Source organism: Paraburkholderia sp. BL25I1N1, assembly GCF_003002025.1.
Classification (GTDB): domain Bacteria; phylum Pseudomonadota; class Gammaproteobacteria; order Burkholderiales; family Burkholderiaceae; genus Paraburkholderia.
In genome coordinates, this window is sequence record NZ_PVZB01000020.1 from 125,325 (window position 1) to 150,478 (window position 25,154).

Consider the following 25,154-nt stretch of genomic DNA (forward strand, 5'->3'; position numbering starts at 1 on the left):
GATCGACTGTGCGCTATGGGTTTCGAACAACTCGCTGAACTGAAGAAGCAATTGGCCGCGGCTCGCCGCGAGGCTGCGCCTGCCGCGAAGTCCGGCGCCAGGCCTGCTTCGAAGGACGCGTCCAAGCCGGCCAAGGACGCTTCCAAGCCCGCTGCCAAGGACGCCGCCAAGCCGGGCGCGAGGCCTGCCCGCAAGCCCGCGCCGCCGCACCGTGCCGCGCCCGCAGCCGCATCCGACGCCAAACCGGCGGTGGAAGCGAAGCCGGTGGACCCGGTGGTGAAATCGATCGGGCGGCTGCAGAAACGCTTCCCCATTGCTTTCCCCAAGAATCCGGCGCCCAAGCTGCCGCTCAAGGTCGGTATTTTCGAAGACCTCGTGGTGCATGCCAAGGAACTGTCGTTGAGCGAAGCCGAGTTGCGCGACGCCATCAAGACCTGGTGCCGTGGCAGCCGCTATTGGAAATGTCTCGTGGAAGGCGCGGCGCGCGTCGATCTGACGGGCGCCGAGGCGGGCAAGGTCACGGCGCAGGAAGCCGCCGGTGCGCAGCGTCTGCAGGCGCATCGCGCGGGCAGGAGCGCGGCGAAGGCGGCAGCCGCCGCGGCGAACGCAAATGCGGCCGGCGAGGCAGGCACGGAAGCGGGCGCTCAAGCCGCTGCCGAAACGCCGAATGCGCCAGCCGACACAGCCAGTGCGCCGGCCGAAGCCGCTGCGGGCTCGCAAGCCGGCGAAGCAGGCAATCCGCAGGCCGATTCGACGGCTACGCCGGTCGCCCACGAAGCGGCCGCCGAGCCGTCCGACTCGCCGGCCATCCGCGAAGCGTAAAACCCGCCACCCCGCCTAGGGGTGGCTGCCTTGCCGCGACGCAGCCGCCAGCCGGCTGCGCACGAAGCCGACGTGTTCGCGCAGTACATAGAACGCGTCGGCGTAAGCGAGCGGCATGCGCAGCCGATTCAACGAATCCTCGATCTGATCCAGTTCCACGAAGAGCCGCTTGCGCTCCTCGTCGGTCGAACCGATGAGCGCGCCGCGTTCAATCGCAATCAGCGAACCATAGTAGCGATAGATGCGCGAGCGCACCCGCCAGCGATACAGCGCCGGAATCAGGCGCATGGCCGGGAACAGCAGCACGGCCATCGGCAGCAGCAGAACCAGCGTACGGTCGCCGATGCTCGCCAGCCAGAACGGCAGCGTGCGGTACAAAAAGCTCTTGCCGGTCTTGTAGTAGCGCTGCGCGTCCTCGCTAATCTGATATTCACGCGCGACCGGACTCGGAAATTCTCCCGCCCGCTGCAACAGCCCCGGCATGCCGTGCACTTCCTGCGCCGCTTCGATCAGCAGATCGGAAATGGCCGGATGCAGCGTGGTGCGCGCCACCAGTTCGCCGGTCGGGCTGATCAGATGCACCGTTTCCGGCGGAATCCGGCGCTTCAGATCCAGCACGCCGGCCGGCAGATCGATCTGGTCCAGATAGGGAAAAAGACGCGTATAGGCGCCCGCTTCGTCGAAGTTCATCACCGACACGCCGGGCACCTTGAGCAGGCGCAGCATCAGGCCGCGCGTGGCCGAGTCGCCGTTCAGGATCGCCGCGTCCACATTGCCGGCCACCAGTTGGGTGGCGGCCTGCAGGCCGTCGCTCGGCACCAGCGTGGTGTCGCCGCCCGGCTCGATGCCGTTCGCTTCCAGCAGTTTCAGCGCGAGCAGGCGCGTGCCGCTGCCTTCGCGACCCACCGCGATGCGCTTGCCTTCCAGTTCAGAAAGCTGGCTCAAGCCCGTGCCGCGATAGAACACCACCACCGGAATATAAAAAACGCTGCCGAGCGACATCAGCGACGAGGTGTCGAGCCCGTCGGCCACGCCGCCTTGCACGAGCGCGACGTCGACGTGCTGCTTCGGGTCCAGCAGCCGTTGCAGATTCTGCACGGAGCCGTCGGACTCCAGCACGTTCAGCTTGATGCCGTTGCGGGCGAGAATTTTCCGGTACTGCTCGGCGGCGATGAAAAACGAGCTGTCGCGCGGGCCGGCGCTCAAGGTGATCGTCTTGGGCGGCGCCGGATCGATCAGCCAGACGACCAGCGTCACTGTCAAAATGATGGCCGCCGCCACGACGGCATAGAGCAGGGTATGGTCGCGCCACTCGGCATGCGGTTCTTCGCCGGGAAACTGCGGGGGACGCGGGCGCTGCGCTTTCATGGACACTCCATGCCGGGAGCCGGGATGATCGCATTGTCCACTGTCCGCGGCGGCCTTGCCGTCGGCAGTTTGCTCTATTGACCGTGGCATAATCCGCGACAGCTTCCCCATTGTGTCGCTGGGCGCATCGTGAGTCGTTTCTATCGGAACATCGGCAGTTGGCTGGGATTGTTCGCGATCCTGATGGCCACGCTCGCGCCGACGATCTCGCACACGCTCGCCGCTCGCGCCGATGAAGACGCCATGTCGGACGAGCATTGCGATATGCCGTCGATGGCGTCCATGGGGTCGATGGACTCCATGCGAAAGGACATGCCGGACGCGTCGTCGGTCGTGTCGGGCACGTCCGGTCAGGCCGCCGGCAAAGACTCCGGCCACACCGACCACACCGGCCACACCGCCATGTCCGACGGCGACGCCTGCGGTTATTGCAGCCTGCTCGCCCACATGCCGGCCGTGCCGAGCGTCGAGGCACTGTTCGTCGTTGCCGTCCGCGCTCTGCAGCACACCGTCGCGACCCGCTTCGAAAGCGTGCGCCGCGTCGAGCCCCTCACGTTCGCTCAACCTCGCGCCCCTCCGTTCGCATCCTGATTCGAGTCACCACGGCGCGATGCATCGACTGCATCGCGGCTGCCGCCGCACGTCCCTGTCGACTGTGCGCGCCGGCATTGTCACGACCCATGAAACAGGATGAATCATGCTTATCCCCTCGACGCCCCGCGCGCAGCCGCCGCGCTCGGCGGCGCTGCTCGCCACCATTGCCGCCATTGCCGGCGCCTTGCTGTGCGCGCCAACGCTCGCCGGCGCCCACGCCATTGCGGGCAACCGGGTTTTCCCAGCGACGCTGGCCGTCGACGACCCCGGCGTCGGCGACGAAGCCAACCTCCAGTTCGGCCATCAACGCGTGCCTGGCGAGAACGGCGACCAGAGCATCAACACCTTCGACTTCGAGTACGACAAGCTGATCACGTCGCGGCTCGCGGTGTCCGTCGACGGCACGTATGCGATGCAGAACAACCCGCGGGCGCGCGGCTTCGACAACTTCGGCGTCGGCTTGAAGTACCTGCTGTATGTCAGCGACGCGCACGAGTTCATGACCTCGATCGGCGTGAATGTCGAACTCGGCGGCACGGGCAGCCGCGCGATCGCGGATAACTTCTCGACCATCTCGCCCACCGTCTACGTCGGCAAGGGCATGGGCGATCTGCCCGATTCGCTCGCGTATCTGCGGCCGATCGCGATCACGGGCGAAGCGGGGCCGGCGCTGACCACCGGCGCGGGACAGCCGAACGCATTCAACTACGGGTTCACCGTGCAGTACAGCTTGCCGTATTTGCAGCAGCACGTGCGCGATGTCGGCCTGCCGCAACCGTTCGCCAATCTGATTCCGCTGGTGGAAATTCCATTGTCGCGCAGCCAGGGGCAGACGACCGGCACGGTCAATCCGGGCTTCATCTGGATCAACCGTTATGGACAGTTCGGCGTGGAGGCGCAAATCCCGATCAATCGCGCGAGCGGCTCGCATGTGGGCATCCTGGTCCAGGCGCATATCTTCTTCGACGATGTCGCGCCGACCACGATCGGCAAACCGCTGTTTCAGTAACGCAGGAGAGTGATGATGAATGACACGATGAAACATCCACGCTCGGGTGGCACGCGTGCCGTGGCGAAACTGGCGACGCTGTTCGCCGGCCTTGCATTGGCAAGCGCGGCTTTCGCGCATGTGTTCCCGCAGAAGCAGGAGCCGGGCGCGGGCGCAACGGTGACGTCACCCGCGCAGGTGCGCGTGATGTTCGACGGACCGCTCGAAGCGGCGTTCAGTTCGCTGACGGTGACCGACGCGAGCGGCAAGCAGGTCAACACGGAGAAGGCCACGGTCGACGAGCATCAGCGGGCCTTGATCACCGTGCCGTTGCCGGCGCTCGCGGCCGGTCACTACACGGTGCACTGGGTGGCCGTGGCGTCGGACGGACATCGCACCCATGGCGACTATGCGTTCAATGTGAAGTAGCTGAAGCGGTGATGCGCTGCGTCATCCATCGGGCGATGGCGCAGCGCGGTCTTGCGCGCGAAACGTCGCCGAAATCCGCGACCGGAGCGGTTGATGCAAGTGGCACTCCGCTTCGATCTGCTGCTTCGATTGCGCGCTCTGACTGCCACGCACACCACCTGTGCGTGATCAATGCGATGCCACGCGTTTGATGCGATGGAAGTTGCGATCGAAGTAGATCAGCCCGTCGCCATCGCTGCGCACGCTGATGCGTGTGGTCTTCACGAACATCACCGAGTGCGAGCCGACTTCCTTCAGGTCGACGATCTCGCCTTGCAGACTCGCCAGTGCGTCGCGCAGGACCGGCACGCCGTGCGAGCCTTCATCCCAGATCGGCCAGCCGAAGCGTTCTTCCATCGGCACCTGGGTCATGCCCGCGAAGTGGCGCGCGAGCAGTTCGTGCTCGCCGGGCAGCACGTTGACGCAAACCTGCCGGTTGCTCTGGAAGGTCGCATGCATCGCGCTCGACCGGTTCAGGCAGACGAGCAGTGTGGGGGGCGTATCCGTGACGGAGCACACGGCGCTCGCGGTCACGCCGCAACGTCCGTGCGGGCCGGCTGTCGTGATGACGTTCACGGCGGCACTGAGGTGCGCCATGGCTTGACGGAATTGCTGTTTGACGTCGATAAGAGCGTCGGCGTCGGGCATCGCGTGTTGGGTCGGCGTCATCGTTTGGATTCCTCGGGCAGGTGTCGAGTGATTGGATTCAAGCGTACTCAATCGCTATGCAGAAAAAAATCCGCGCGAGCGGCAGGCGGGCAGGCGTGTTTCCTGGTGCATCTAAAGCTTTCCCCAATGTGAGCTTGAGCGCTGGACGCATGCACCGCGATTAACGAGTCTTTCAGGGTAACTATCGCTTTGCAGCGCTTTTACCGCTGGTTATGATGGACCGGGTATTACGCTTCGAATCGCATCCACAACGACCACCATGTCCCAGCCCTCGCCATCCGCCACGCCCCTCGCACCGATCGTCTATATCGTCGATGACGACAGCGGCATGCGCACGTCGCTCGCGTGGCTGCTGGAATCGGTTGGCGTGAAGTCGGCGGGTTTCGCCAATGCGAGCGAGTTTCTCGGCGCATTCAATGCGGACGTGCCCGCCTGTCTCGTGCTCGACGTGCGCATGCCGGAGCAAAGCGGCTTCGACGTGCAAGCGGAATTGAATCGCCAGGGCGTCACGTTGCCGATTATTTTCGTGAGCGGCCACGGCGATATTCCGATGTCGGTGCGCGCGCTGCAAAATGGCGCGATCGATTTTGTCGAGAAACCGTATAACTCGCAGCAGATGCTCGACCGCGTGCAACGCGCATTGAAACTCGCGGCGCTTCGTCATGCGGCCGGCCAGAAGCAGCGCGAGTTGCGCAAGCGGATCGAGTCGCTGACCGCGCGTGAAAAAGAAGTGCTGCGTGGCGTGATCGACGGCAAAGGTAGCAAGCGCATCGCCAGCGATCTGTCGATCAGCGTGAAGACCGTCGACGTGCATCGCGCGAGCATCAAGGACAAGCTCGGCGCGGCGTCGATCGCGATGCTGGTGCGCGAGGTGATGGCGGTGTGGGATCAGGACGCGAGCGTGGGTGCCATTCCGCGTTGATGCATGCCGCGGTGGCGTTCGCGCGCAACCGCAACTGCATCAGCATCAGCATCAGCGCATGAAGAGTCCGCCGTTCACATCCCAGCACGCGCCATTCGCGAAGTAGGCATGTTCCGCGGCGAGCATCACGGCGACATCGGCGACATAGTCCGCGGAGCCCAGACGTCCCGCTGGAATGTTCGCGATCACCGCCTTCAGCTTGTCGGGCGCCACGCTCTCATGCACGATCGGCAGATCCATCGGTCCAGGCGAAATGGCGTTGACGGTCACGCCCGCCGCGCCGAGATCGCGCGCGAAGACCTTGGTGAGCGTGATTACACCGCCTTTCGCGGCCGCATAATGCGCGCCGGTTGCGGAGCCGCCGTTCTGTCCCGCGAGCGACGCGATATTGACGATACGACCCGCGCCCACGTCGGCGAAGTGCCGGCCGAACACCTGGCAGCCGAACAGCACGCTGCGCAAGTTGACGTTGATGACCTGATCGAATTGCTCGGCCGTTATATCCATCACGGAGACGACTTTGGAGGCCCCCGCGTTGTTTACCAACGCGTCGATACGCCCCCAGCGCTGCAGGATCGCGTCGCGCGCCGTAGTGAAGGCGGCTTTCGCGGTGACGTCGAGATTCAGCGCAAACGCAGTGGAACCGTCGGCGCTGAGATCACGCGCGAGCGCTTGCGCGGCATCGAACGCGATATCACCGATGGCGACCGCGTACCCCGCCGCGTGAAAGCGCGTGGCGATCGCGGCGCCCAGACCGCGCGCGGCGCCGGTGACAAGAACGACTCTCTTCTGCATTGCATCCACTCCACTTCGAAATAACGGCCGCTGTTCGAACCCGAGGCATCGCCCAAGCGAATCAAGCGGCGAGGGCGGCTTCGAAACGCGCCGCGATCGCGCACACCTGCTCGTCCTGGCCCTTGCGTCCGACGATCTGCAAACCTGCCTTGAGCGACGAGCCGCGGATCGGCAACGGCAAACTCAGCGCGGGATGGCCGCTCAGATTGAACGGCCGGATCAGCGACGACATGGCGATCACCGACGTGCCGCTGCGCGCCTGTTCAAGTGTGATTGGCAGAGCGGGCAGTGTGGGCAGAATCAGCACGTCGACGTTGTCGAGCGCGTAGTCGACCGCTGCGGTGAAGTCGCGGCGCACCTGTTCCGCCGCGTCGAGTTGCGCGGCGGTGGTGTTGGCCGCGGCGCGCAGGCGCGCGTCGAGATCCGCGCCGAGTTTGCCGCTTGCCACCAGATGGCCGAACGCGCGCGAGGTCTCGACGTTGATCACGGCGACGCCCGCGTCGAAGGCGGCGGCGAGACCTGCAAGCGTCAGCGTATGCGCGACACAACCCGCCTTGTCGGCCGCGCGCGTCACGGCGTCGAGGATTTCGGCCGTGGCCTCGGTCTCCACGATGCCGACCTTGCAAGCGCCTTGCCACGCGTGCGCGGCATTCGTATCGAAGTTAGCGGTGATGGCCTGCATCGCGGCAACGAGCGTGCGCATGTCGCGTGCAAACGGCCCGACACAATCTAAGGTGGACTCTCGCGGCGCCACGCCGAGCCGCGACACGCGCCCGAAGGTGGGCTTCAATCCGATCACGCCGCAGCATGCGGCGGGTCCGCGAATCGAGCCGCCGGTGTCGGTGCCGAGCGCGGCGTCGGCGAGTTTCAGACCGACTGCCGCCGCCGATCCGCTCGACGATCCGCCCGGGATACGCGCAGCGTCCTGCGGATTCTGCGGCGTGCCGGTGTAGTCGTTGATACCGGTCATGCCGAACGCCAGCTCATGCATGTTCGCCTTGCCGACAATGTGCCAGCCGGCGGAAAGCAAACGTTCGACGACTTCCGCATGCCGTTGCGCGGGCGGCGTATCGGCGAGCGCACGGCTCGCGGCGGTGGTGGCGTAACCGGCGATATCGATCGTGTCCTTGATCGCGATGCTCGGACCGGTGCCGCCTAACGACAGCGTCTGGATAAACTCGTTCATGGGTGCGGTTTCCTTGCATTGACTTGCCACGGCGCGTCGAACAGGCGCTCCGTGCGAAAGTGCGTGATGAGCCAGTTACGGCCGTTATCGGCAGGCGCGAAATCCACTTCGAGGCGCGCCGAGATCAGTTCGGCCGGCGCATCGACATAGCCCGAGGCCTGCAGCATGATCCAGCGGCCTTTCGCGCTCGCCTCCTGAACGTCGATGGTTTCCGACGTGAGGAAGTGCACGTTCACCGAGAAATGCGGTGAGGGCGGCAGGTAGCGTGTGAGCATCGCGAGAATTTCAGCGTGGCCAGTCAGGCGGCCAAACTTGCTCGCGTACTGTGGGCCGATGCCCTCCCAGATCGCGTCGGCGCGGAAGAGAGCGGCGAGCGTCTCGCCTTCGAGCACGCCGGACGGCACGTCGCATAGCGCCATATAGCGCGCCATTGTGCGGCGCACGGCCGATTCGGCTTCGAGCGCGGCAAGCCGTTCGGTCAAGGTGGCAAGCGTATCCTGGTTCGCGTTCATCGCATTGCGCTCCGTTACGCTCAAGCGGCATTGGCGTGTTGCGGCGGCACTTGCAGCGCGCGTCCGACCCGCGCTTCGATCTTGCCGTAGCGCCACAGGTTGTATTCACCCACCGGCGTGGTGCGATACAGATTGCACACGGCGACAGTCGTGTCGAAATCGCGCACGTCGGCCATGATGTAGAAGGTCCACGGCGAGTTGTCGGCATGGCCCACGGTGAGGCGGTCGTCGTCCATGATGCCGAGCACCTTGACGCCTTCCATCGACTCGATCGCGGCCAGCATCTTGCCGTAAGCCTGCCAGACTTCACCGATCTGTTCACGCGGCAGGTCGAAGAAATTCTGCGTGACGCCGCAGCAGAACAGAACACGCAGTGGCAGCGTTGAGGTATCGGACACGAGATGTTGCTCCTTGCAATCCTGGTTGTGCGGATAGTGATGGATCAGAAAATGGCTTACAGGTAGCCCGGAATCGGCGGCACGCCGACGAACACCGCGCCCGCGCCGTCATAGTTGCCTTCGCCGAGAAACGCGTGCTGGGTCACGACCATCGAATCGCGCATCAGGCGTTGCAACGGATGCGAGCGATAAATCGCCATCGTGCCGCCGAGCCGGTAAGCGCGTTGCACGACGTCGGCGCCTTCGCGGGCGATCTGCGTCGCCGAAAGACGCAGCAGGCTCACCTGATCCGCGGTGACGGGATTGCCGGCGAGGATCGATTGCCAGACCTGGTGAGTGGTGTCGTAGAAGAATGCGCGCGCCGAGCGCAATTGGGCCTCGGCTTTGGCGAGTTCGATGCGGTAGTACGCACGGTCGGCGAGTTGCGGCGCGCCTGTGGTTGTCTTGCGGCCGCCGGCCATGTGGTTGGCGACGTCGAGCGCGGCGCGGGCGAGGCCGAGGTTGACGACGGCGAGCACCTGCGCGGCGTAGGCGATGGTTGGGTAGCGATACAGCGGCTCGTCCACGCACGGTTCGCCGCCACGCACGAAGGTCCAGTCGTCCGCGACGAACTGGTCGGTGACGCGCAGGTCGTGACTGCCGGTGCCCTGCATCCCGACCACCTCCCAGTTCTCGACGATTTCCACCTGATGCGCACGGAACACGGCCGTGCGCGGTTTGCCGCCCGCACTAGGAGCACCGACACCAATGCCCACGCCGAGCCAGTCCGCGCCTTTGCAGCCGCTCGCGAATTTCCACGTGCCGTTCACACGCCAGCCGCCTTCAGCGGGCTGCGCAGGCTGCACCGGGAAGAGGCCGCCCGCGAACACCTGATCAGGACCGTCGGCATAGATTTCTGCTTGCGTATGCAACGGCAGCGCCGCCAGATAGACGTTGGCCGAGCCGAAGCTCGCGACCCAGGCCGCCGAACCGTCCGCGATCGCAATGCGCTCGATCATGTCGAGAAACAGGGCGGGCGCCAGCGCGTCGCCGCCGAACCGCCTCGGCGTGGCCGCGCGATACACACCCGCACGCTTGAGCTTCGCGATCACGTCACGCGGCACATGCGAAAGGCGATCAAATTCGTCGCGGCGCGCGGCGATCTCGGCGATTACTTCGTCGAGCGGCAGGCGGGCGGTATTCGACGTATTCGATGTATTCGACTGTTCGGCAGCAACGGCGGCGGTGGCGGACATGGTGGGGCTTCTCCTTGATTCGTTATTGACTGAAACGCATGACGTTGGGCCCGAAACGACGAGCCGCGCAGATTCAGACCAGTCTAGAAATGCAAAAAGAACGCTTCAATTGGGACGCGGGGCGCAGTTTTAGGTAATGCTCCGGGGTCGTCTAAAGAAATCTTCAGACGCGCACCACGCGCACTGGTGTTATGTTTCCGTCCATACGTAATCGAACCTGTATGCCGTACTCCCCGATGAATTTCCCCGCCGAAGAAGACTTCCACCGCCTGCTCGACGCGCTCACGCTGTGCGTGCTGCTGCACGACGCCGAAACCAAGGCGATCGTGTGGGCCAATCGCGCGGCCTGCGAGGCGCTTGGCTTCACGCTCGCCGAATTGCTGCCGCTCAAGGCGAAGGACATGACGCGGCCGGTTCCGAAATACCGCCGCGAGATCGGCGTCGGCGCGATGGACCGTTCGATTACCGAAGGCCCGCAGGTCTACGAGTGGTGTTACCGCCCGCGCACCGGTGCCGACATGTTGTCCGAGGCGATCGCCACTTACGTGCCGCTGCGCGAGCGCACGGTGGTGATGGTGCAGTTCCGCGACATCAGCGTCGAAGACACGCTCAAGCAAACGCTGCGCCGTTACGAATCGCGGTTGCGCGAATTCATGCAGGATCTTGGTGAAGGCGTAGCGGTGCTGACGCCCGCGGGCGAAGTGGAATTCGTCAGCGAATCCGGCCGCCGCGTGCTCGGCCTGGAAGAGGGCGCGCCGATGGGCGCCGTGCTCGACTATTGCAGCGAGCCGGACCGCGAGCGTCTGCTGGAACAGCTCGCGAACGCGCCGCGGATTCAGCCGTCGGCGCCGCAGCGTTACCGCATCACGCGGCGCGACGGCACGCCGCGCTGGCTGCGTATTACGTGCCGCCGTATCGAGATCGAAAACGACCTGAATGGAAGGCTGCTGCACTTTCGCGACGTGACGGACGAAGTCGCCGTGGAAGACGCGCGACGCAACGAAGCGCGTTTGCTCGAATATGCGGGACGTTACAACGCGATGGGGGAAATGGCGACCGCCATTGCTCATGAGCTGAGCCAGCCGCTTGCCGCCGTGCGCAACTTCATCGAAGGCGCAATCCGGCGGCTCGCGCAACCCGCTGCGATCGACGAAGCCGTATGGGGTTTGCGCAGCGCCGATCGTCAGGCTGAGCATGCTGCATTGATCATCAAGAGTGTGCGCGATTACATCGTCAAGCGCGAGCCGAGCGAGACGCATGCGGATCTGCGTGAGGTACTGGCCGACGTTGCGTACTTTATCGAGTTGCGCGCGCGCGAGGCGGGCGTGACGCTCACGATCGAGCAGGCGACGCAGCCGCTGCCCGTATACGTTGAGCGTGTATTGATCGGCCAGGTGGTATTGAATCTGGCCTTCAACGCGATTGAAGCGCTTGGAGAGGGGACAAACAAAAGCGTAACCCCGGAGAGCCGTGAGCTTCGCCTCGTCACGCACCTGCGCGGCAAATATGCGATTGCCCAGGTCATCGACAACGGCCCAGGCGTTCCCGCCGATGCTCACGGCCGTCTGTTCGACGGCTTCTCTTCGTCGAAAGCGGGCGGCAACGGCATCGGACTTTCGCTGTGCAAGAACATCGTCACGCGACACGGTGGCGAAATCTGGGCCAAACCGGCGCGGCACGGCGGGCTCGAATGCAGCTTCTCGCTGCCGCTCGCCGCCGCGCCGGCCGGTTGAGTGCAACAGATCAATCATGCGTGGTGCTGGTGTTGCGCGGAATCGTCACGAGCGTGAGCGCGGTAATCACGCCGAAGCCGATCAGCATCAGCGCGACCGGCCACGGCGCGCGCACTTGCGCATACAGCGCGGTCGCCACGAGCGGCGCGAGCCCGCCGGAAAACACCGAAGCGATTTCGTGGCCGAGCGCCATGCCCGAGTAACGCACCTCAGTGGGGAACAGTTCGCCCATCAACGCGGGTTGTGTGCCGATCATGGCCGCGTGGCAGAAGGGCAGGCCGAGCACCAGCGAGAGGAACACCAGCATCGGTTGATGCGTGTCGATCAGCCAGAAGGCGGGAAACGCGATCACCACCAGCCCGAGCGCGCCGATCATGTATACGGGCCGCCGTCCGATCACATCCGATAGACGCCCCCACAATACGATCGTCACGAGTTCGAGCAGCATGGCGGCCATCACGCCGCCGAGCATCACCGAAACCGGCACGCCGATCGTCTTGCCGTACACCAGCACGAACGACAGAAAGATATACGTTCCGCCGTTTTCGGCGACGCGCAGACCCATCGCTTGCAAGACCTGCTTCGGATGATTGCGCAGCACCGTCAGCACAGGCATGTGCTTCGGTTTGGCGGCGGTGAAGTCGCGGCTCTCCGGCAAGCGCCGGCGAATGTACACGCCGACGCCGAAGATCAGCACGCTGGCCAGAAACGGCACACGCCAGCCCCACGACATGAAGCTTTCCACCGGCAGGCGCTGCACCAGATAGAACGCGGCCGCCGACAACACGAAGCCACCCGCCACACCCAATTGGCTGAACGCCGCATAGTAGCCGCGACGATTGGCCGGCGCGCTCTCGCTGATCAGCAGCACGCCGCCGCCCCATTCGCCGCCTGACGCAATGCCCTGTACGACTCGCAAACACACGAGCGCAGCGGGCGCAAGAAAGCCGACTTGCGAGAATGTGGGCAACAGGCCGATGCCGAAGGTGGCCACGCCCATCATCATCAGCGTGATGACGAGCGCGCGCTTGCGGCCATGCCGGTCGCCGATATGGCCGAACACGACACCGCCCAGCGGCCGCGCGAGGAAACCGATCGCGAAGCCCGCGAAAGCGGCCAGCGTGCCGAGTAGCGGATCGCCGTGCAGCGGGAAGAACAATGGTCCGAAGATCAGCGCGGCGGCCGTGCCGTACAGAAAAAAGTCGTACCACTCGAGCGCATTGCCGAGCACGGAGGCGACAATGATCCGCCGCAAGGTTTGCGAGGTGGCCGGTGCCGTGGTTGCAGGTGGTGATCCGGCCGTGGGAGAAAGCGTGTCGTTTTGCATCTGCGTGCCCGTTGGTTCGCGTCGACTAAAAGGAAGAGCGCTAGCGCCCCAGTGATTTCGCGGTCTGCCCGCCGATGCCGAAATTGGTATTCGGAATGTCCTTGATCATCACGCGGGCGGCGTCGAGCGGCGTGTCGAGCACGTCCGCGCCGGTCCGGCTGAGCCCGGAGATCAGTGCTTCCTTCTGCGCGGGCGTGCGGCCCGCGATCAGGATCGCCACGATGGTCAGCAGCGGCGCCCGACCATTCGCGTTGCTCACGCCGCCCGAACCGAAATCGTGCGACGGCAGTTCACTCAGCAGAATCCGCACCGATTCAGCGGGCGCGCCGATTGCCTTCACGGTCGCCTGAGTGAGGCCCGCGATCAACTGCGCCTTGCGCGCGGGCCAGTGTCCATCCGGCAAATAAACTTCTAGTGTAGGCATGGCTGCACTCACGGTTTTTGAAGACCAGAAGACCAGAAGATCAGAGCAGAAAACCGATCGCGCTCAACGCTTCGGTCGAATCGATCAGACGGATCACCTTCTGCACGATGCGCGGCTCGCCGCTCGTGAAACTGATGCGATGCGTGAGGTCCGCCGCGAACAGCGTCGACTTGCCGCGTTTATAAGCGACGATGACCTGTGCCGAATTCACCGTGACTTCATCGCTGGCGTCGCTCGTGAGCGTGAAGCGCGACACGGTGCGAACGGTGCGGGCAGCGTCGGTGGCCGATGCCGAATAGCCGGACGTCATGCGTTGCACGCGTTTTTCGCGCATGTCCTGATCGTCGTACGCGTAGTTCAGCGTGGCGGCGAAGTCGGTGGTGTCGTGCTCGATCGGCACCACGTAGAAGCCGGCCGGGTCCCACAGCGTGAGCCACTCGCGATAGTCCTTGCGGTCCAGCAACTCGGCTTCGCGCCAGATGAGTTCGATTGCGCCGGCAAAAGTCTTCTGCGAAAACAGCGTGTTCCTGTCGTCCATCATGCCTGCTCCATCATCGTGCGCCATTGCGCGTACGCTTCGCGCATGCCGGTTTCGTCGGTGGCGTGCGCGGTCTTTTCGCCGTTCGGCGCGGTGCTCTCGCGATTCAGGCCTCGGTTGACGAGAATCGGCAGATCGGGGCCGGCATGCGAGCCGCGTTGCACGCGCTCCCATGCTTCGGCGTCGTCCGGGCTGCCGAAACCGAACGGGCCCTGGAAGTGTTCGTGAATGCGCAGGCGCACGCGGTTCGCTTCTTCGGGGCCGCCGTCCATGGCGAGCGCGACGTGACGGATCTCGGTCTCGTTCGCGGAAATGGGCCGCAGTACGCGGAAAAACGCCATCGACAACGCGAGGTTCGGAAACAGATTCAGGTTGAAGCCGACGCCCATCAGCGAGCGCACGATGCGGCGCACTTCCTCCGGCGTGTGGTCCTTCGCGAGCGAGGCGGCGAGTTCTTCGAAGCGCTCGGGAATCGGCGCACCGTCGTCCTTGTCGAGATCGACGATTTCGGGCACCAGCACGGCGAGGCTGTGACCGTTGCCGAGCGAGCGGCAAAAGGCCTGGTCGCTCGTCATGAAGCTGGTGATCGCGGCGGCGGTTTCGTCGTCGATCGATTTCATCCACGATTTGTGGACCACGGGGAAGTGATACAGGTCGGTGGTGTTCTCGAGCTGGATCTTCCAGTTGCCGTTAAAGCGGAAGCGGTGTTCGCCGTTGGCCTTGATCGGATAGCCCGCGCCTTGCTTCATGAACAGATCGATCCACGGCCTGGCGCCGCCGAGGAAATCTTCCAGCGGCTCGATCTCCTGATTGAAGCTCGCGAAGATCAGGCCTTGATAGATGCCCACGCGCAGACTGGCGAGCGGCAGTTCGGTCTTGTCGATCACGCCTTCGTAACCGTCGCCGTACGGCAGCGCGCGCAAGGCGCCGTCGAGGCCGTAGGTCCAGCTGTGATACGGGCACGTGAAGCCTTTCGCGTTGCCTTTGTGCTGTTCGCAGACGGTCGCGCCGCGATGACGGCAACGGTTCTGCAAGACGTTGACCGCGCCGCTCTTGTCGCGCACCACGATCACCGGCTGGCGGCCGATCGTGGTGGTGCGGAAGTCGCCCGGATTCGGCAGCTCGCTTTCGTGCGCGACCCAGATCCACGTCTTGTAGAAAATGCGCTCGAGTTCCGCTTCGAAGACAGCCGGGTCGTAGTACAGCGAAGGGGCCACGCGGTCGGACTGCGCGCGCTGATACAACGCGCCCGTATCGACGGTCTGATATGAGGATTCGCTCATGGCTCGTGTAGGTGGGGTGGTCGATGAAGGCAAGTTTCGTTGACTACTTGATATGCGTCAAATTGATCTAAAATGAAATATGAAATCAATCGCATGGATATCTCGATGAACTCGTTGGATCACGTCGACCTCAATTTGCTGCGCGTTTTTCAGGCGATCGTCGAAGAGCGCAGCCTGACTCGTGCGGGCGAGCGGCTGGCGCTCTCGCAGCCGGCCATCAGCTATTCGCTGGGGCGTTTGCGCACGCTGTTCGACGATCCGCTCTTCATCCGCACGCGCGCCGGCATGCAGCCCACACCCATCGCGCTGGAACTGTCGACCATCGTGTCCCGCGCGCTCGACACCGTGCGCGAAGCGCTGCGTTACGCGGAGCATTTCGACCCGGCGGTGAGCACGCGGACCTTCCGGCTGTCGCTATCAGATGCGGGCGAACTGGCCTATCTGCCGCCGATCTGCGAGGCGTTGCATCGGCAGGCGCCGCGTGTGAAGCTGCGTATCGAGCCGCTGCCGGTCGAGGAAATGGAAGATGCACTGCGCGCGAGCCGGCTCGATTTCGCCATCGGCAATCTGCCCACGCTGACCGCGCGCACGCGGCATCAGGCGCTGTTCGAAGAGACGTACGTGTGTATGACGAGGAAGCGGCGCGGCTTGCCGCGCACGAAAGAGCTGAGCCTGAAGGCGTTTCTGGATGCGTCGCACGTGCAGATCACGTCGGTCGAACACAGCCACCACGCGCTCGACGACGAATTCCGCGCGCAAGGCGTCGGGCGTCATATCGCGCTGGAACTACCGCATTTCGTGGCGTTGCCGAGTGTATTGGCCGTCACCGATCTGTTCGCTACGCTCCCGCGCCGCCTCGCGCATATTTTCAATCGCGACGGCGGTTTTCAGATCTATGATTTGCCCGTGACCTTACCGATTGCGGCGGTCACGATGCATTGGCACGAGCATTTCGATCAGGACGAGGGCAACGTGTGGCTGCGCAATCTGATGGCGGATATCGTGAGGCGCTTCGACGAGAAGTGAAGGCCAGGCTCTCAGTACTTCAGACCTTTTTGAACAGGTCTCGCGCGATCGAACACAGCAGCGTGGTGGTCGGCGATTCGTCCTGCAAGCGGCGGCTCATGATGATCGGCGACGCGACGTTGGCCGCCGGAATCGGCCGGTACACCACACCGTGCGCGCGCAAACCTTCCACGCTTTCCGGCACGAGGCACACGCCCACTTGCGCCGCCACCAGGCCCAACGCGGTCTGCAATTCGCGCACTTCATGAATCGCCTTCGGCTCCAACGCATGATCGTGCATGGCCGATAGCTGCTGATCGGCGTAGCTCGGCCGCGGCGTGCTCGGGTAGACGATCAAGGTTTCCTGCGCCAGCGCCGCCAGCGTCAGCGGCTTCTTTTGTCGGGCGAGCGGATGGTCTTGCGGCAATGCGGCGATCATTCTTTCTTCCAGAAGCACCTCGCGCGCGAGTTGCGCGTCGTCGAAACGCAGGCGGCCGAAGCCCACATCGATGCGCCCGCCCTTGAGCGCCCCGAGTTGTTCGATGGTGAACATTTCGATCAGCGACAGCTCGATATGGGGCGCGGCCTCGCGAAACGCGCGGATCACCGCGGGGAGCGCGCCATACAGAGTCGACGGCACGAAGCCGATCACCACGCGCTCAGCCAGTTGCGCGAGACGGCGCGTGAGCGGCGCGAGTTCGTCCGCTTCGTCGATGAGACGCCTGGCTTGCGCATAGAAAATCCGCCCGGCTTCGGTCAACCGCAGCGGCCGCGAGCCGCGCTCGAACAGCGCCAGGCCGACGCTTTCCTCGATCTGCTGGATCTGGCGGCTGAGCGGCGGCTGCGTCATGTGCAGACGTTGAGCCGCCCGCGTGATGTTCATTTCTTCGGCGACCGCGATGAAATAGCGGAGTTGGCGAAGTTCCATGCATACCCCTACGGTATGGAAGTAGTCGGAATCGGTGTTGGACTGCTTCGCGGGTTGTTTCTACTATTGGGGCTCCCGGTTCAGCAGTTCAGGAGAGCAACGAATGATAGCAACACCCGTGAAGATCGAGAGCGTGGAGACGATTCTCGTCGACGTACCGACGATCCGTCCGCACCGCCTCTCGGTCGCAACGATGAACTGCCAGACGCTGGTGCTGGTGCGCATCCGTTGCGCCGACGGGTTGGTCGGCGTGGGCGAGGGCACCACGATCGGCGGCCTCGCGTACGGCGAGGAAAGCCCGGAAAGTATCAAGGTCAATATCGACACCTATTTCGCGCCATTGCTCAAAGGCATGGACGCGACCCGTCCAGGCGCCGCGATGGCGAAACTGCGCGAATTGTTTCAGGGCAACCGCTTTGCGAAGTCCGCGCTGGAAACGGCGTTGTTCGATGCGCAGGCACAGCGCCTCGGCGTGCCGCTGTCGGAACTGTTCGGCGGCCGTGTGCGCGATTCCGTGGACGTGGCGTGGACGCTCGCGAGCGGCGACACGCAACGCGATATCGACGAAGCAGAGCAGGTGTACGAGACGAAGCGCCATCGCGTGTTCAAGCTGAAGATCGGCACGCGCGCCGTGGCCGAGGACGTGGCGCATGTCGTCGCGATCCAGAAAGCGGTGGAAGGACGCGGCGAAGTGCGCGTCGACGTGAACCAGGCGTGGAGCGAATCCGACGCGATCTGGGCCGCGCGGCGCTTTGCCGATGCGGGCGTGACGCTGATCGAGCAACCCATCGCGGCGGAGAATCGCGCGGGCCTCAAGCGTCTGACCGATTTCGCTCTCGTGCCGGTCATGGCCGACGAAGCGCTGCACGGGCCGGCCGATGCATTTGCGGTGGCCAGCGCGCGCGGCGCCAATGTGTTCGCCGTGAAGATCGCGCAATCAGGCGGCCTGGTGGGCGCCGCGCACGTGGCGGCCATTGCGTCGGCCGCGAACATCGATCTGTACGGCGGCACGATGCTCGAAGGCGCGGTCGGCACGATCGCTTCCGCGCAACTCTTCAGCACCTTTGGCGAGTTGAAGTGGGGCACGGAACTGTTCGGCCCCTTGCTGCTGACCGAGGAGATTCTCACCGAACCGCTGCGCTACGAGAATTTCGCGCTGCATTTGCCGCAAGGTCCGGGTCTCGGCATCACGCTCGACTGGGACAAGATCGACCACCTGCGACGCGATACGCGCAAAGGCGCCAGCGTCAGCACGAACTGAAGCATTGAAGCACTGAAGGCTCATCCGTTAGCCATCCAGAACATCAATCGAAGGAGATACCCCATGAACAAGCAAGCTATCGACGCGCTGCTCAATAAGATCAACGACAGCGCCACCAGCGAAGGCAATCCGCGCACCAGGCAGATCGTCAACCGGATCGTGCAGGATCTGTTCTATACGATCGAAGATCTCGACGTGCAGCCCGCCGAATTCTGGACCGCGCTGAATTATCTCGGCGACGCCGGCAAGAGCGGCGAACTCGGTTTGCTGGCCGCGGGTCTGGGTTTCGAGCATTTTCTCGATCTGCGTCTGGATGAAGCGGAGGCGAAGGCCGGCATCGAAGGCGGCACGCCGCGCACGATTGAAGGCCCGTTGTACGTGGCCGGTGCGCCGGTCTCCGACGGGCACGCGCGACTGGACGACGGCACCGATCCGGGCCAGACGCTGATCATGCGCGGCCGCGTGCTCGGCGAAGACGGCAAGCCGCTCGCTCACGCGCTCGTCGAAGTGTGGCACGCGAACCATCTGGGCAACTACTCGTACTTCGACAAATCGCAACCGGCCTTCAATCTGCGCCGCTCGATCCGTACCGACGCCGAAGGCAAATACAGCTTCCGCAGCGTCGTGCCGGTCGGCTATAGCGTGCCGCCGCAAGGGCAGACCCAACTGTTGCTCGATCAGCTCGGCCGGCATGGGCATCGTCCGGCGCATATTCACTTCTTCGTATCCGCGCCTGGATTCCGCAAGCTGACCACGCAGATCAACATCGACGGCGATCCGTATCTGTGGGACGACTTCGCCTTCGCCACGCGCGACGGTCTCGTGCCGGCGGTCAAGCAGGCTGAGGGCGCCGAAGGCAAACCGTATGGCGTGGACGGCAATTTCGCGCTGATCGATTTCGACTTCACGCTGTTCAAGGAGCGCGACAACCTGCCGGACGCTGAAGTGGAGCGTCTGCGCGCTGAAGCCTGATGCCGCTTTTGCAGGGCTGAAGCGGGGCGTTTGAGAGAAAAGGCCCGCACGTATCGCACGAATCTGTCGGCCCTGGTTGCGCGGCGCGATTGGCCGGGCCGCCAGGGCTTTTAAGTCACCGATCAGAGAGGAGAGCAAGCATGCTGTTTCACGTTGAGATGACCGTCCACCTTCCGGCCGATATGGATGCGGAACGCGCCGCGCGCCTGAAGGCCGATGAGAAAGCGATGTCGCAAAGGCTGCAACAGGAGGGCGTGTGGCGGCACCTGTGGCGCATTGCCGGCCGCTACGCGAATATCAGCGTGTTCGACGTGCAGAGCCCCGCGCATCTGCACGACGTGCTGAGCCAGTTGCCGCTGTTTCCGTATATGGATGTCGAAGTGCGCGCGCTGTGCCGGCATGCGTCGTCGATTCGCGACGACGACCGGTAATAGAAGGCGTTTGAGAAAGGTGCTGTCAATGCAGCACCTTGTTGATGCTTTAAAGATCCAGCACCAGCACCGGCGACGTAGCACGTGAAATGCAGCAGCAGATCACCTTGCCGCTCGCGCGTTCCGCTTTGCTCAGGCAATGGTCGCGATGCTCGGGCGTGCCGCTGACCACGTCGACCATGCACGTGCCGCACACCCCTTCGCCGCACGACGTATCCACCTCGATGCCGATCGACGCCAGTGCCGCGACAATGGTGGTGTCCTTGTCCACGCGCACGGTCGCGCCGCTGCTCGCGATCCGCACGTCGAAGGTATCGAGCGCGGCCGATTCGGCGCTCGTAGTTGACGGCGGCTCAGCAGCGAAGCGTTCGAGATGGATCGCTTCGGAGGCAAGGCGCGATTCGCCGATCGCCACCACGCGTTCCATGAAAGGTGCCGGCCCGCAGGTATAAACGTGCGTGCCTTCGCGCGCGTCCGCGAGACAATCGCCGAGCACCGCATCGAGTTGCTCGCGAGCGACGCCGAAGTGAAGCTTCACATAATCACTGAACGGCGCGCGTGAGAGCAGCGGCATAAACGCCGCGTGTTCCGCGCTGCGCGCGAAATAATGCAGCACGAAGCGCTGTTGTTGCTTGAGCAGACGATACGCCATGCTCAGCAGCGGTGTCACACCGATCCCCGCGGCGATCAGCACATGTTCCTCGGCGCCAGGCGCGAGTTGGAACAGATTGCGCGGCGCGCCGATGGTCAATTCGCTGCCGACCGCGACGTCCTCATGCAGCGAACGCGAGCCGCCGCGTGACGTGTCTTCACGCTTCACGGCGAACAGATGCGCGTCCCGCTGGTCCGGGTCGCCGCACAACGAATATTGCCGCGTGACGCCGGATGGTCCGGTCACGTCGATGTGCGCGCCGGGTTCGTAGTGATCGAACGGTTGCCCGTCCAGTCGCGAGACGCTGAACGAGCGCACGCCATGCGCTTCGTCGCGGACGCTATCGACACGCACGTTGAAGGTGGTTCTTTCCATGATCTTGCCGGCAAAAAGTGGCGGACGGCGCATGCATCGAACTGCATGCGGTTGTGCGTCAAGGATAAGAAACCGCGCTAAATCAAGCAAATCGATTAAAAATGGCAAGTTGGATAAACTGGACTGATAATAGTGCGGCGCGCGCATTCCAAACGGAACAGTCGGAACAAACGGCACATTCAGATTCCGGCCAGATGCCGCACTAGCGCCTTTTCCGGCCGCGCCATTGCGTTCAGATCGCGCATGCAGATCAGCAACTGGCGCGCGGCCCAGCTATCGGTCAGCTCGATCGTACGGATGCCGGGCGTGCCGCGATAGCGCTTCGCTGCGGTGGCCGGCACGATACCGAGGCCGGCGCCTTGTTCGACCATGCAGCAGATCGCGTCGAAGGTCCGTACGTGAGTGCGGAAGCTGAGCGGCTGGCCGGCCAGCAGCGCGCGCTCGCCGAGGTAGGCCTGCAATGCGCTGTCCGCGCTCAGCCCGATGAATTCCCGCTCCGCCACTTCCGCCAGCGTCGTGCGGCGCAGTGCGGCAAGCGGATCGTCGCGGCTCGCGATCAGCACGAGTTTGTCGATGGCGAAGGGGAAGGTCTGCAGCGCGCCGTGATCGACCGCATCGGAAATGATGCCGATTTCAGCCGTGCCGGTCAGCACCGCCTTGACCGTTTCGCTGCTTTGACGCTCCTTCAGGTCGATCTGCACGTTGGGATGATCGCGCAGAAACAGACCGATCGCGGAGGGCAGGAACTCGGTGATGGCCGCCGTGTTGGTCCACAGCCTGATGCACGCTTTGCGGCCTTCCTGATGCTCGCCCAGTTCACCCTGCATGCGTTCGATCTGCCCGAGCACGAGCCGCGCGTGATGCGCGAGCGTGTCGCCGGTCGGCGTGGTTTCGACACCGCGGCGGCCGCGTTCGAGCAACGGCATGCCGAGCGCGTCTTCCATGCCGCGCAGCCGCGCGCTTGCCGACGGCAGCGACATGTTCGTGCGCGCGGCGCCGTGGGTGATGCTGCCGGTTTCGAGGATGTGCAGAAACAGGCGAAGGTCGATGAGATCGAAGCGCATGGAAGACGGATCGTTATGGGGAAGCGGTGGGATTCAGCCAGGGTCGCAGCCTTAGCCGCAGCCTAAGTCACGCTAAGTATCTTACGCATTGTGGCCGGCCTTGCGGCGATTGAAAATTGCCGGCATCACTTCAATAACAGCCTTCCAATGATCTCTTCGTTTGCGACGCGTGCGGGCGTGGTCGCCGCGACTTTCGTGGTCGCCGGCTTCGTCAAGGGAGTGACCGGCATGGGACTGCCGACCGTCGCCATGGGCGTGCTCGGCACGCTGATGCTGCCGGCCCAGGCCGCCGCGATGCTGCTGTTGCCGTCCTTCGTGACGAATGTCTGGCAACTGTTCGCGGGGCCGAGCGTGCGGGCGCTGCTCAAACGCTTGTGGCCGATGCTGCTCGGCATTGTCGCCGGCACGGTCGCGGCCGCGTCGTTCATCGCGGGCGGGGGCGGCGAATGGGCCGTGGTCGGACTCGGCGCCGCGTTGACGCTGTACGCCGCAGCCGGTTTGCTGGCGTGGCGCGTGTCAGTGCCGGCGCGCCACGAGCGCTGGTTGTCGCCCGCGATCGGCGCGGTGACGGGCCTCGTCACCGGCGGCACTGGTGTGTTCGTCGTGCCGGCAGTACCGTATCTGCAAGGGCTGGCGTTGAAGAAAGAGGATCTGGTGCAGGCGCTCGGCTTGTCGTTCACGGTGTCGACCATCGCGCTGGCGATCGGCCTCACCAGAGAGCACGCGTTTGCCGCCGGCGATCTGGGCGAGTCGCTATTCGCCGTGGTGCCGGCGCTGTTCGGCATGTGGATCGGACAGCGCGTGCGCGGACGCATCGGCGCGGACACGTTCAGACGCTGGTTCTTTATCTGTCTGCTCGGGCTGGGTATTCAATTGATGGCACGAGCATTCGTTTAATCAGGCAATGGTGAAACGAGTGTGGAAGGAGCGATATCGTGTGGCACGTTATTCTGGATACGCTCGGCGCGCTGGCGGTGCTGGCCAGCGTGGCCGCGCAAATCATGCTGCTGCTTAAGTGCTGAATTCATGGCGTAGTTGTCCGCGTCATCGGCATTGGTGAACGCGGCGTTCCCCGTTGAAGCTGAGCCAATGCGCGTTCATCGAACTCGCGCTTGAAGAGCGTGCGGTTGATTCGGGCGGCCTTCGCGCTATTCGCGTCACCTGTCTTCCGATTGTTCGGCTCAACCGACGTATCTATTCGCCTTCAGCCGCTTTATCCGCGCGGCTGACGTGCCTACATTGTCACCAGTGTCAGCGCCAGTGCATTTCCACCGCAACCCGCGAATCTTCGCGATAGCGTCGGCGCCAATCCCATCTACAGGAATCGATCATGAGCAAACTCACAGGTAAGGTTGCAGTCGTAACCGGTGCATCGAAAGGTATCGGCGCGGCAATTGCCAAGGCTTTGGCCGCGCAAGGCGCTTCAGTGGTGGTGAACTATGCGTCGAGCAAGTCCGGCGCGGACAGCGTGGTCGAGGCGATCACCGCTGCCGGCGGCAAGGCCGTGGCCGTTGCGGGCGATGTGTCGAAAGCGGCGGACGCGCAAGGCATTATCGATACGGCCGTGGAAACGTATGGCCGTCTCGACATTCTCGTCAACAACTCCGGCGTGTACGAATTCGCGGCGATCGAAGAGATCACCGAAGAGCATTTTCATAAGCACTTCAACGTGAACGTGCTGGGTCTGCTGTTGACCACGCAGGCCGCGGTCAAGCACCTCGGCGAGGGTGCGAGCATCGTCAATATCAGTTCAGTGGTGAGCCGCATCACGCCGCCGGGCAGCGCGGTCTATACCGCTACCAAGGGCGCAGTCGACGGTATCACCGGCGTGCTTGCACGTGAGCTTGGCCCGCGCAAGATTCGCGTCAATTCGGTGAATCCGGGCATGGTCGCAACCGAAGGCACGCACGCCGGCGGCATCGTCGGCTCCGACCTGGAAACGTGGGCGTTAAGCACGACGCCGCTCGGCCGTATCGGCCAGCCGGACGATATCGCCGATGTGGTCGCCTTCCTCGCTTCCGACGACGCGCGCTGGCTGACCGGTGAAAGCCTGATTGCTAGTGGTGGCTCGCGTTAAGCGGTTCGATGTGAAGGGATCAAGCGTGGCCGCAGAGCGCCACGCCATATTGCAGCACGAGGAAGAAAAGCCGCCCGCAGGCATCGCCTGCCGGGCGGCTTGTCCTCTCATTCAGCCGGAGCAGCGTGAACTGGCTTATCGTTTCACGCCGCTGGCGCGCTTGTGGCCGCAGCCGGTTTCACCAGGTCCACCGCGAACAACGCGTCCAGCAGATTCGACCCCGGCCGCTCGGCGAGCCGCGTCAGCGATTCGGTCATCTGCACCCGGCAGTCCTGCAGTGGAATCATCCTGATCCGCCGCGATTCGTTGAATTCCGCGCGCGCGATGACCCCAACCCCCATGCCTTGCGCGACTGCTTCTTCGAGCGCTTCGCGGCCGTCCACGTACATCACCGGTTCCACTTGCAGCGATTCGCGCACCAGTTCGATCTCCAGCAACTGCTGCGTGACGGATTGCGACTCGCGGAAGATCATCGGCTGCTGCACCAGTTCGGCGTAGCTTAGCTTGCGTTTCTTCGCCACCGGATAGCTCGCCGGCACCATCGCGACCAGCGGATCGCGCCGCAATACGCGCGCCTCCAGCCGGCTGTGCACTTGCGGCGCGGCAGTAATGGCCGCGTCGACGGCGCTGGAGAGCACGCGCTGCATGCAATCCGCGGCGTTCGCAATAGACAGCGTCACGACGATGCCCGGATGCAGCTTGCGAAACGCGCTGATCAGCGCGACCGCCAGGTCGGGCGCGTCCGCGGCCAGCGACAGCGAGCCGGATTCCAGCCCGCCCGCCGATTCGAGCAATTGCCGCGCGTCACGCTCGCAACTGAGCATCTGCCGCGTCACGCTGAAAAGGCGCAGGCCGAGTTCGGTGGTCTCGACGCCGCGCGGCCCGCGCTCGAACAGTTTGACGCCGTAATCCTGCTCGAGCCGCCGCACGTGATCCGACACGGCCGGCTGCGTGAGCGAGAGTGCCTGCGCCGCTTTGGAGAACCCGCCATGTTCCGCGACCGCATGAAATGCCCGCAATTGCGCGTATTGCACGTGTGCCTCCCTGAGCTATAAGTTATTGCGATACCTACATCAATTATATCGATTTTACCGATACCGCGCGTTTCTGTACTGTGTGCGTACCGA

28 protein-coding genes are annotated in these 25,154 nt (G+C 63.9%); 12 read left to right on the top strand and 16 right to left on the bottom strand.

What is annotated here, in order from left to right:
• The first annotated feature begins 15 nt into the window (after window positions 1-15).
• Complete coding sequence (locus B0G73_RS27645) at window positions 16-822, top strand: ProQ/FinO family protein (protein ID WP_106284353.1); 807 nt, start codon at window positions 16-18, stop codon at window positions 820-822.
• Window positions 823-837: 15 nt separating this feature from the next.
• On the opposite strand, the gene B0G73_RS27650 is transcribed toward B0G73_RS27645, so the two are convergent.
• Complete coding sequence (locus tag B0G73_RS27650; protein WP_106284354.1) at window positions 838-2,190, bottom strand: TAXI family TRAP transporter solute-binding subunit; 1,353 nt, start codon at window positions 2,188-2,190, stop codon at window positions 838-840.
• A 129-nt stretch (window positions 2,191-2,319) separates the two neighbouring features.
• Here B0G73_RS27650 and B0G73_RS27655 point away from each other — a divergent pair, with 129 nt between their 5' ends.
• The 3 genes from B0G73_RS27655 (at window position 2,320) to B0G73_RS27665 (ending at window position 4,201) form a co-directional block, all read left to right on the top strand.
• Window positions 2,320-2,781, top strand: coding sequence for a DUF2946 domain-containing protein (locus tag B0G73_RS27655; RefSeq protein WP_106284355.1), 462 nt, complete (start codon window positions 2,320-2,322; stop codon window positions 2,779-2,781).
• Between the two features lie 106 nt (window positions 2,782-2,887).
• Complete coding sequence (locus tag B0G73_RS27660; protein ID WP_106284356.1) at window positions 2,888-3,793, top strand: hypothetical protein; 906 nt, start codon at window positions 2,888-2,890, stop codon at window positions 3,791-3,793.
• Between the two features lie 15 nt (window positions 3,794-3,808).
• Window positions 3,809-4,201, top strand: a complete 393-nt coding sequence (locus tag B0G73_RS27665; protein ID WP_106284397.1) for a copper resistance protein CopC — start codon at window positions 3,809-3,811, stop codon at window positions 4,199-4,201.
• Window positions 4,202-4,369: 168 nt separating this feature from the next.
• Here B0G73_RS27665 and hpaC read toward each other — a convergent pair whose 3' ends face one another.
• Complete coding sequence (hpaC, locus tag B0G73_RS27670; RefSeq protein ID WP_106284357.1) at window positions 4,370-4,909, bottom strand: 4-hydroxyphenylacetate 3-monooxygenase, reductase component; 540 nt, start codon at window positions 4,907-4,909, stop codon at window positions 4,370-4,372.
• A 259-nt stretch (window positions 4,910-5,168) separates the two neighbouring features.
• Between hpaC and B0G73_RS27675 the strand changes: the two genes are divergently transcribed.
• The gene (locus B0G73_RS27675) at window positions 5,169-5,831 is read left to right on the top strand and encodes a response regulator transcription factor (protein WP_106284358.1); all 663 of its coding nucleotides are present in this window, start codon (window positions 5,169-5,171) and stop codon (window positions 5,829-5,831) included.
• A gap of 51 nt (window positions 5,832-5,882) precedes the next feature.
• On the opposite strand, the gene B0G73_RS27680 is transcribed toward B0G73_RS27675, so the two are convergent.
• The 5 genes from B0G73_RS27680 to B0G73_RS27700 all read right to left on the bottom strand — a co-directional run bounded on the left by B0G73_RS27680 (window position 5,883) and on the right by B0G73_RS27700 (window position 9,957).
• Window positions 5,883-6,626, bottom strand: a complete 744-nt coding sequence (locus B0G73_RS27680; RefSeq protein WP_106284359.1) for an SDR family NAD(P)-dependent oxidoreductase — start codon at window positions 6,624-6,626, stop codon at window positions 5,883-5,885.
• 61 nt (window positions 6,627-6,687) lie between these two features.
• Window positions 6,688-7,812, bottom strand: coding sequence for an amidase (locus tag B0G73_RS27685; protein ID WP_106284360.1), 1,125 nt, complete (start codon window positions 7,810-7,812; stop codon window positions 6,688-6,690).
• Window positions 7,809-8,324 (bottom strand): nuclear transport factor 2 family protein, encoded by a 516-nt coding sequence (locus tag B0G73_RS27690; protein WP_106284361.1) that lies wholly within the window; start codon window positions 8,322-8,324, stop codon window positions 7,809-7,811. The genes B0G73_RS27685 and B0G73_RS27690 overlap by 4 nt, the downstream gene beginning before the upstream one ends.
• A gap of 20 nt (window positions 8,325-8,344) precedes the next feature.
• Window positions 8,345-8,722, bottom strand: a complete 378-nt coding sequence (locus B0G73_RS27695; RefSeq protein WP_106284362.1) for a hypothetical protein — start codon at window positions 8,720-8,722, stop codon at window positions 8,345-8,347.
• A 56-nt stretch (window positions 8,723-8,778) separates the two neighbouring features.
• Window positions 8,779-9,957: an acyl-CoA dehydrogenase family protein gene (locus B0G73_RS27700; protein ID WP_106284363.1), complete on the bottom strand. Its 1,179-nt coding sequence runs from the start codon at window positions 9,955-9,957 to the stop codon at window positions 8,779-8,781.
• A 236-nt stretch (window positions 9,958-10,193) separates the two neighbouring features.
• Between B0G73_RS27700 and B0G73_RS27705 the strand changes: the two genes are divergently transcribed.
• Window positions 10,194-11,690, top strand: a complete 1,497-nt coding sequence (locus B0G73_RS27705) for an ATP-binding protein (protein ID WP_106284364.1) — start codon at window positions 10,194-10,196, stop codon at window positions 11,688-11,690.
• 10 nt (window positions 11,691-11,700) lie between these two features.
• Here the strand turns inward: B0G73_RS27705 and B0G73_RS27710 are convergent, their stop codons facing one another.
• Genes B0G73_RS27710 through B0G73_RS27725 form a run of 4 tightly spaced genes read right to left on the bottom strand, consistent with a single transcriptional unit; the run spans window position 11,701 to window position 15,262 of the window.
• Complete coding sequence (locus B0G73_RS27710; RefSeq protein WP_106284365.1) at window positions 11,701-13,017, bottom strand: MFS transporter; 1,317 nt, start codon at window positions 13,015-13,017, stop codon at window positions 11,701-11,703.
• A 40-nt stretch (window positions 13,018-13,057) separates the two neighbouring features.
• Window positions 13,058-13,441 carry a tautomerase family protein gene (locus B0G73_RS27715; RefSeq protein ID WP_106284366.1) on the bottom strand — a complete coding sequence of 128 codons (384 nt, stop codon included), beginning with the start codon at window positions 13,439-13,441 and terminating at the stop codon, window positions 13,058-13,060.
• A 40-nt stretch (window positions 13,442-13,481) separates the two neighbouring features.
• Window positions 13,482-13,982, bottom strand: coding sequence for an aromatic-ring-hydroxylating dioxygenase subunit beta (locus B0G73_RS27720; protein WP_106284367.1), 501 nt, complete (start codon window positions 13,980-13,982; stop codon window positions 13,482-13,484).
• Complete coding sequence (locus B0G73_RS27725) at window positions 13,979-15,262, bottom strand: Rieske 2Fe-2S domain-containing protein (protein ID WP_106284368.1); 1,284 nt, start codon at window positions 15,260-15,262, stop codon at window positions 13,979-13,981. The genes B0G73_RS27720 and B0G73_RS27725 overlap by 4 nt, the downstream gene beginning before the upstream one ends.
• A 105-nt stretch (window positions 15,263-15,367) precedes the next feature.
• On the opposite strand from B0G73_RS27725, the gene B0G73_RS27730 reads away from it, so the two are divergent.
• On the top strand, window positions 15,368-16,288 hold the full coding sequence (locus tag B0G73_RS27730) for a LysR family transcriptional regulator (RefSeq protein ID WP_106284398.1): 921 nt from the start codon (window positions 15,368-15,370) through the stop codon (window positions 16,286-16,288).
• 19 nt (window positions 16,289-16,307) lie between these two features.
• On the opposite strand, the gene B0G73_RS27735 is transcribed toward B0G73_RS27730, so the two are convergent.
• Window positions 16,308-17,195, bottom strand: coding sequence for a LysR family transcriptional regulator (locus B0G73_RS27735; RefSeq protein WP_106284369.1), 888 nt, complete (start codon window positions 17,193-17,195; stop codon window positions 16,308-16,310).
• 103 nt (window positions 17,196-17,298) lie between these two features.
• Between B0G73_RS27735 and B0G73_RS27740 the strand changes: the two genes are divergently transcribed.
• The 3 genes from B0G73_RS27740 to catC all read left to right on the top strand — a co-directional run bounded on the left by B0G73_RS27740 (window position 17,299) and on the right by catC (window position 19,859).
• Window positions 17,299-18,456 carry a muconate/chloromuconate family cycloisomerase gene (locus B0G73_RS27740; RefSeq protein ID WP_106284370.1) on the top strand — a complete coding sequence of 386 codons (1,158 nt, stop codon included), beginning with the start codon at window positions 17,299-17,301 and terminating at the stop codon, window positions 18,454-18,456.
• 63 nt (window positions 18,457-18,519) lie between these two features.
• On the top strand, window positions 18,520-19,428 hold the full coding sequence (catA, locus tag B0G73_RS27745; protein WP_106284371.1) for a catechol 1,2-dioxygenase: 909 nt from the start codon (window positions 18,520-18,522) through the stop codon (window positions 19,426-19,428).
• Window positions 19,429-19,568: 140 nt separating this feature from the next.
• A complete protein-coding gene (gene catC, locus B0G73_RS27750) occupies window positions 19,569-19,859 on the top strand; it encodes a muconolactone Delta-isomerase (protein ID WP_106284372.1) in 291 nt (96 codons plus the stop codon).
• A 49-nt stretch (window positions 19,860-19,908) separates the two neighbouring features.
• On the opposite strand, the gene B0G73_RS27755 is transcribed toward catC, so the two are convergent.
• Both B0G73_RS27755 and B0G73_RS27760 read right to left on the bottom strand, forming a co-directional pair.
• The gene (locus tag B0G73_RS27755; protein ID WP_106284399.1) at window positions 19,909-20,886 is read right to left on the bottom strand and encodes a PDR/VanB family oxidoreductase; all 978 of its coding nucleotides are present in this window, start codon (window positions 20,884-20,886) and stop codon (window positions 19,909-19,911) included.
• Between the two features lie 179 nt (window positions 20,887-21,065).
• Window positions 21,066-21,950: a LysR family transcriptional regulator gene (locus B0G73_RS27760; RefSeq protein WP_106284373.1), complete on the bottom strand. Its 885-nt coding sequence runs from the start codon at window positions 21,948-21,950 to the stop codon at window positions 21,066-21,068.
• 147 nt (window positions 21,951-22,097) lie between these two features.
• Here B0G73_RS27760 and B0G73_RS27765 point away from each other — a divergent pair, with 147 nt between their 5' ends.
• Window positions 22,098-22,847, top strand: coding sequence for a sulfite exporter TauE/SafE family protein (locus tag B0G73_RS27765; protein WP_106284374.1), 750 nt, complete (start codon window positions 22,098-22,100; stop codon window positions 22,845-22,847).
• Here B0G73_RS27765 and B0G73_RS41415 read toward each other — a convergent pair.
• Complete coding sequence (locus B0G73_RS41415) at window positions 22,844-22,978, bottom strand: hypothetical protein (protein ID WP_258193538.1); 135 nt, start codon at window positions 22,976-22,978, stop codon at window positions 22,844-22,846. The two genes, B0G73_RS27765 and B0G73_RS41415, sit on opposite strands and share 4 nt — an antisense overlap.
• Before the next feature lie 302 nt (window positions 22,979-23,280).
• Between B0G73_RS41415 and B0G73_RS27770 the strand changes: the two genes are divergently transcribed.
• Complete coding sequence (locus B0G73_RS27770) at window positions 23,281-24,027, top strand: glucose 1-dehydrogenase (protein ID WP_106284375.1); 747 nt, start codon at window positions 23,281-23,283, stop codon at window positions 24,025-24,027.
• A gap of 143 nt (window positions 24,028-24,170) precedes the next feature.
• On the opposite strand, the gene B0G73_RS27775 is transcribed toward B0G73_RS27770, so the two are convergent.
• On the bottom strand, window positions 24,171-25,061 hold the full coding sequence (locus tag B0G73_RS27775; RefSeq protein WP_106284376.1) for a LysR substrate-binding domain-containing protein: 891 nt from the start codon (window positions 25,059-25,061) through the stop codon (window positions 24,171-24,173).
• Window positions 25,062-25,154: the final 93 nt, after the last annotated feature.

Coding starts and splice junctions, on each gene's coding strand:
- B0G73_RS27645 (WP_106284353.1), top strand. CDS start 16: ATGGGTTTCGAACAACTCGCTGAACTGAAGAAGCAATTGGCCGCGGCT.
- B0G73_RS27650 (WP_106284354.1), bottom strand. CDS start 2,190: ATGAAAGCGCAGCGCCCGCGTCCCCCGCAGTTTCCCGGCGAAGAACCG.
- B0G73_RS27660 (WP_106284356.1), top strand. CDS start 2,888: ATGCTTATCCCCTCGACGCCCCGCGCGCAGCCGCCGCGCTCGGCGGCG.
- B0G73_RS27665 (WP_106284397.1), top strand. CDS start 3,809: ATGAATGACACGATGAAACATCCACGCTCGGGTGGCACGCGTGCCGTG.
- hpaC (WP_106284357.1), bottom strand. CDS start 4,909: ATGACGCCGACCCAACACGCGATGCCCGACGCCGACGCTCTTATCGAC.
- B0G73_RS27675 (WP_106284358.1), top strand. CDS start 5,169: ATGTCCCAGCCCTCGCCATCCGCCACGCCCCTCGCACCGATCGTCTAT.
- B0G73_RS27680 (WP_106284359.1), bottom strand. CDS start 6,626: ATGCAGAAGAGAGTCGTTCTTGTCACCGGCGCCGCGCGCGGTCTGGGC.
- B0G73_RS27685 (WP_106284360.1), bottom strand. CDS start 7,812: ATGAACGAGTTTATCCAGACGCTGTCGTTAGGCGGCACCGGTCCGAGC.
- B0G73_RS27690 (WP_106284361.1), bottom strand. CDS start 8,324: ATGAACGCGAACCAGGATACGCTTGCCACCTTGACCGAACGGCTTGCC.
- B0G73_RS27700 (WP_106284363.1), bottom strand. CDS start 9,957: ATGTCCGCCACCGCCGCCGTTGCTGCCGAACAGTCGAATACATCGAAT.
- B0G73_RS27705 (WP_106284364.1), top strand. CDS start 10,194: ATGAATTTCCCCGCCGAAGAAGACTTCCACCGCCTGCTCGACGCGCTC.
- B0G73_RS27710 (WP_106284365.1), bottom strand. CDS start 13,017: ATGCAAAACGACACGCTTTCTCCCACGGCCGGATCACCACCTGCAACC.
- B0G73_RS27715 (WP_106284366.1), bottom strand. CDS start 13,441: ATGCCTACACTAGAAGTTTATTTGCCGGATGGACACTGGCCCGCGCGC.
- B0G73_RS27720 (WP_106284367.1), bottom strand. CDS start 13,982: ATGATGGACGACAGGAACACGCTGTTTTCGCAGAAGACTTTTGCCGGC.
- B0G73_RS27725 (WP_106284368.1), bottom strand. CDS start 15,262: ATGAGCGAATCCTCATATCAGACCGTCGATACGGGCGCGTTGTATCAG.
- B0G73_RS27730 (WP_106284398.1), top strand. CDS start 15,368: ATGAACTCGTTGGATCACGTCGACCTCAATTTGCTGCGCGTTTTTCAG.
- B0G73_RS27735 (WP_106284369.1), bottom strand. CDS start 17,195: ATGGAACTTCGCCAACTCCGCTATTTCATCGCGGTCGCCGAAGAAATG.
- B0G73_RS27740 (WP_106284370.1), top strand. CDS start 17,299: ATGATAGCAACACCCGTGAAGATCGAGAGCGTGGAGACGATTCTCGTC.
- catA (WP_106284371.1), top strand. CDS start 18,520: ATGAACAAGCAAGCTATCGACGCGCTGCTCAATAAGATCAACGACAGC.
- catC (WP_106284372.1), top strand. CDS start 19,569: ATGCTGTTTCACGTTGAGATGACCGTCCACCTTCCGGCCGATATGGAT.
- B0G73_RS27755 (WP_106284399.1), bottom strand. CDS start 20,886: ATGGAAAGAACCACCTTCAACGTGCGTGTCGATAGCGTCCGCGACGAA.
- B0G73_RS27760 (WP_106284373.1), bottom strand. CDS start 21,950: ATGCGCTTCGATCTCATCGACCTTCGCCTGTTTCTGCACATCCTCGAA.
- B0G73_RS27765 (WP_106284374.1), top strand. CDS start 22,098: ATGATCTCTTCGTTTGCGACGCGTGCGGGCGTGGTCGCCGCGACTTTC.
- B0G73_RS41415 (WP_258193538.1), bottom strand. CDS start 22,978: ATGAATTCAGCACTTAAGCAGCAGCATGATTTGCGCGGCCACGCTGGC.
- B0G73_RS27770 (WP_106284375.1), top strand. CDS start 23,281: ATGAGCAAACTCACAGGTAAGGTTGCAGTCGTAACCGGTGCATCGAAA.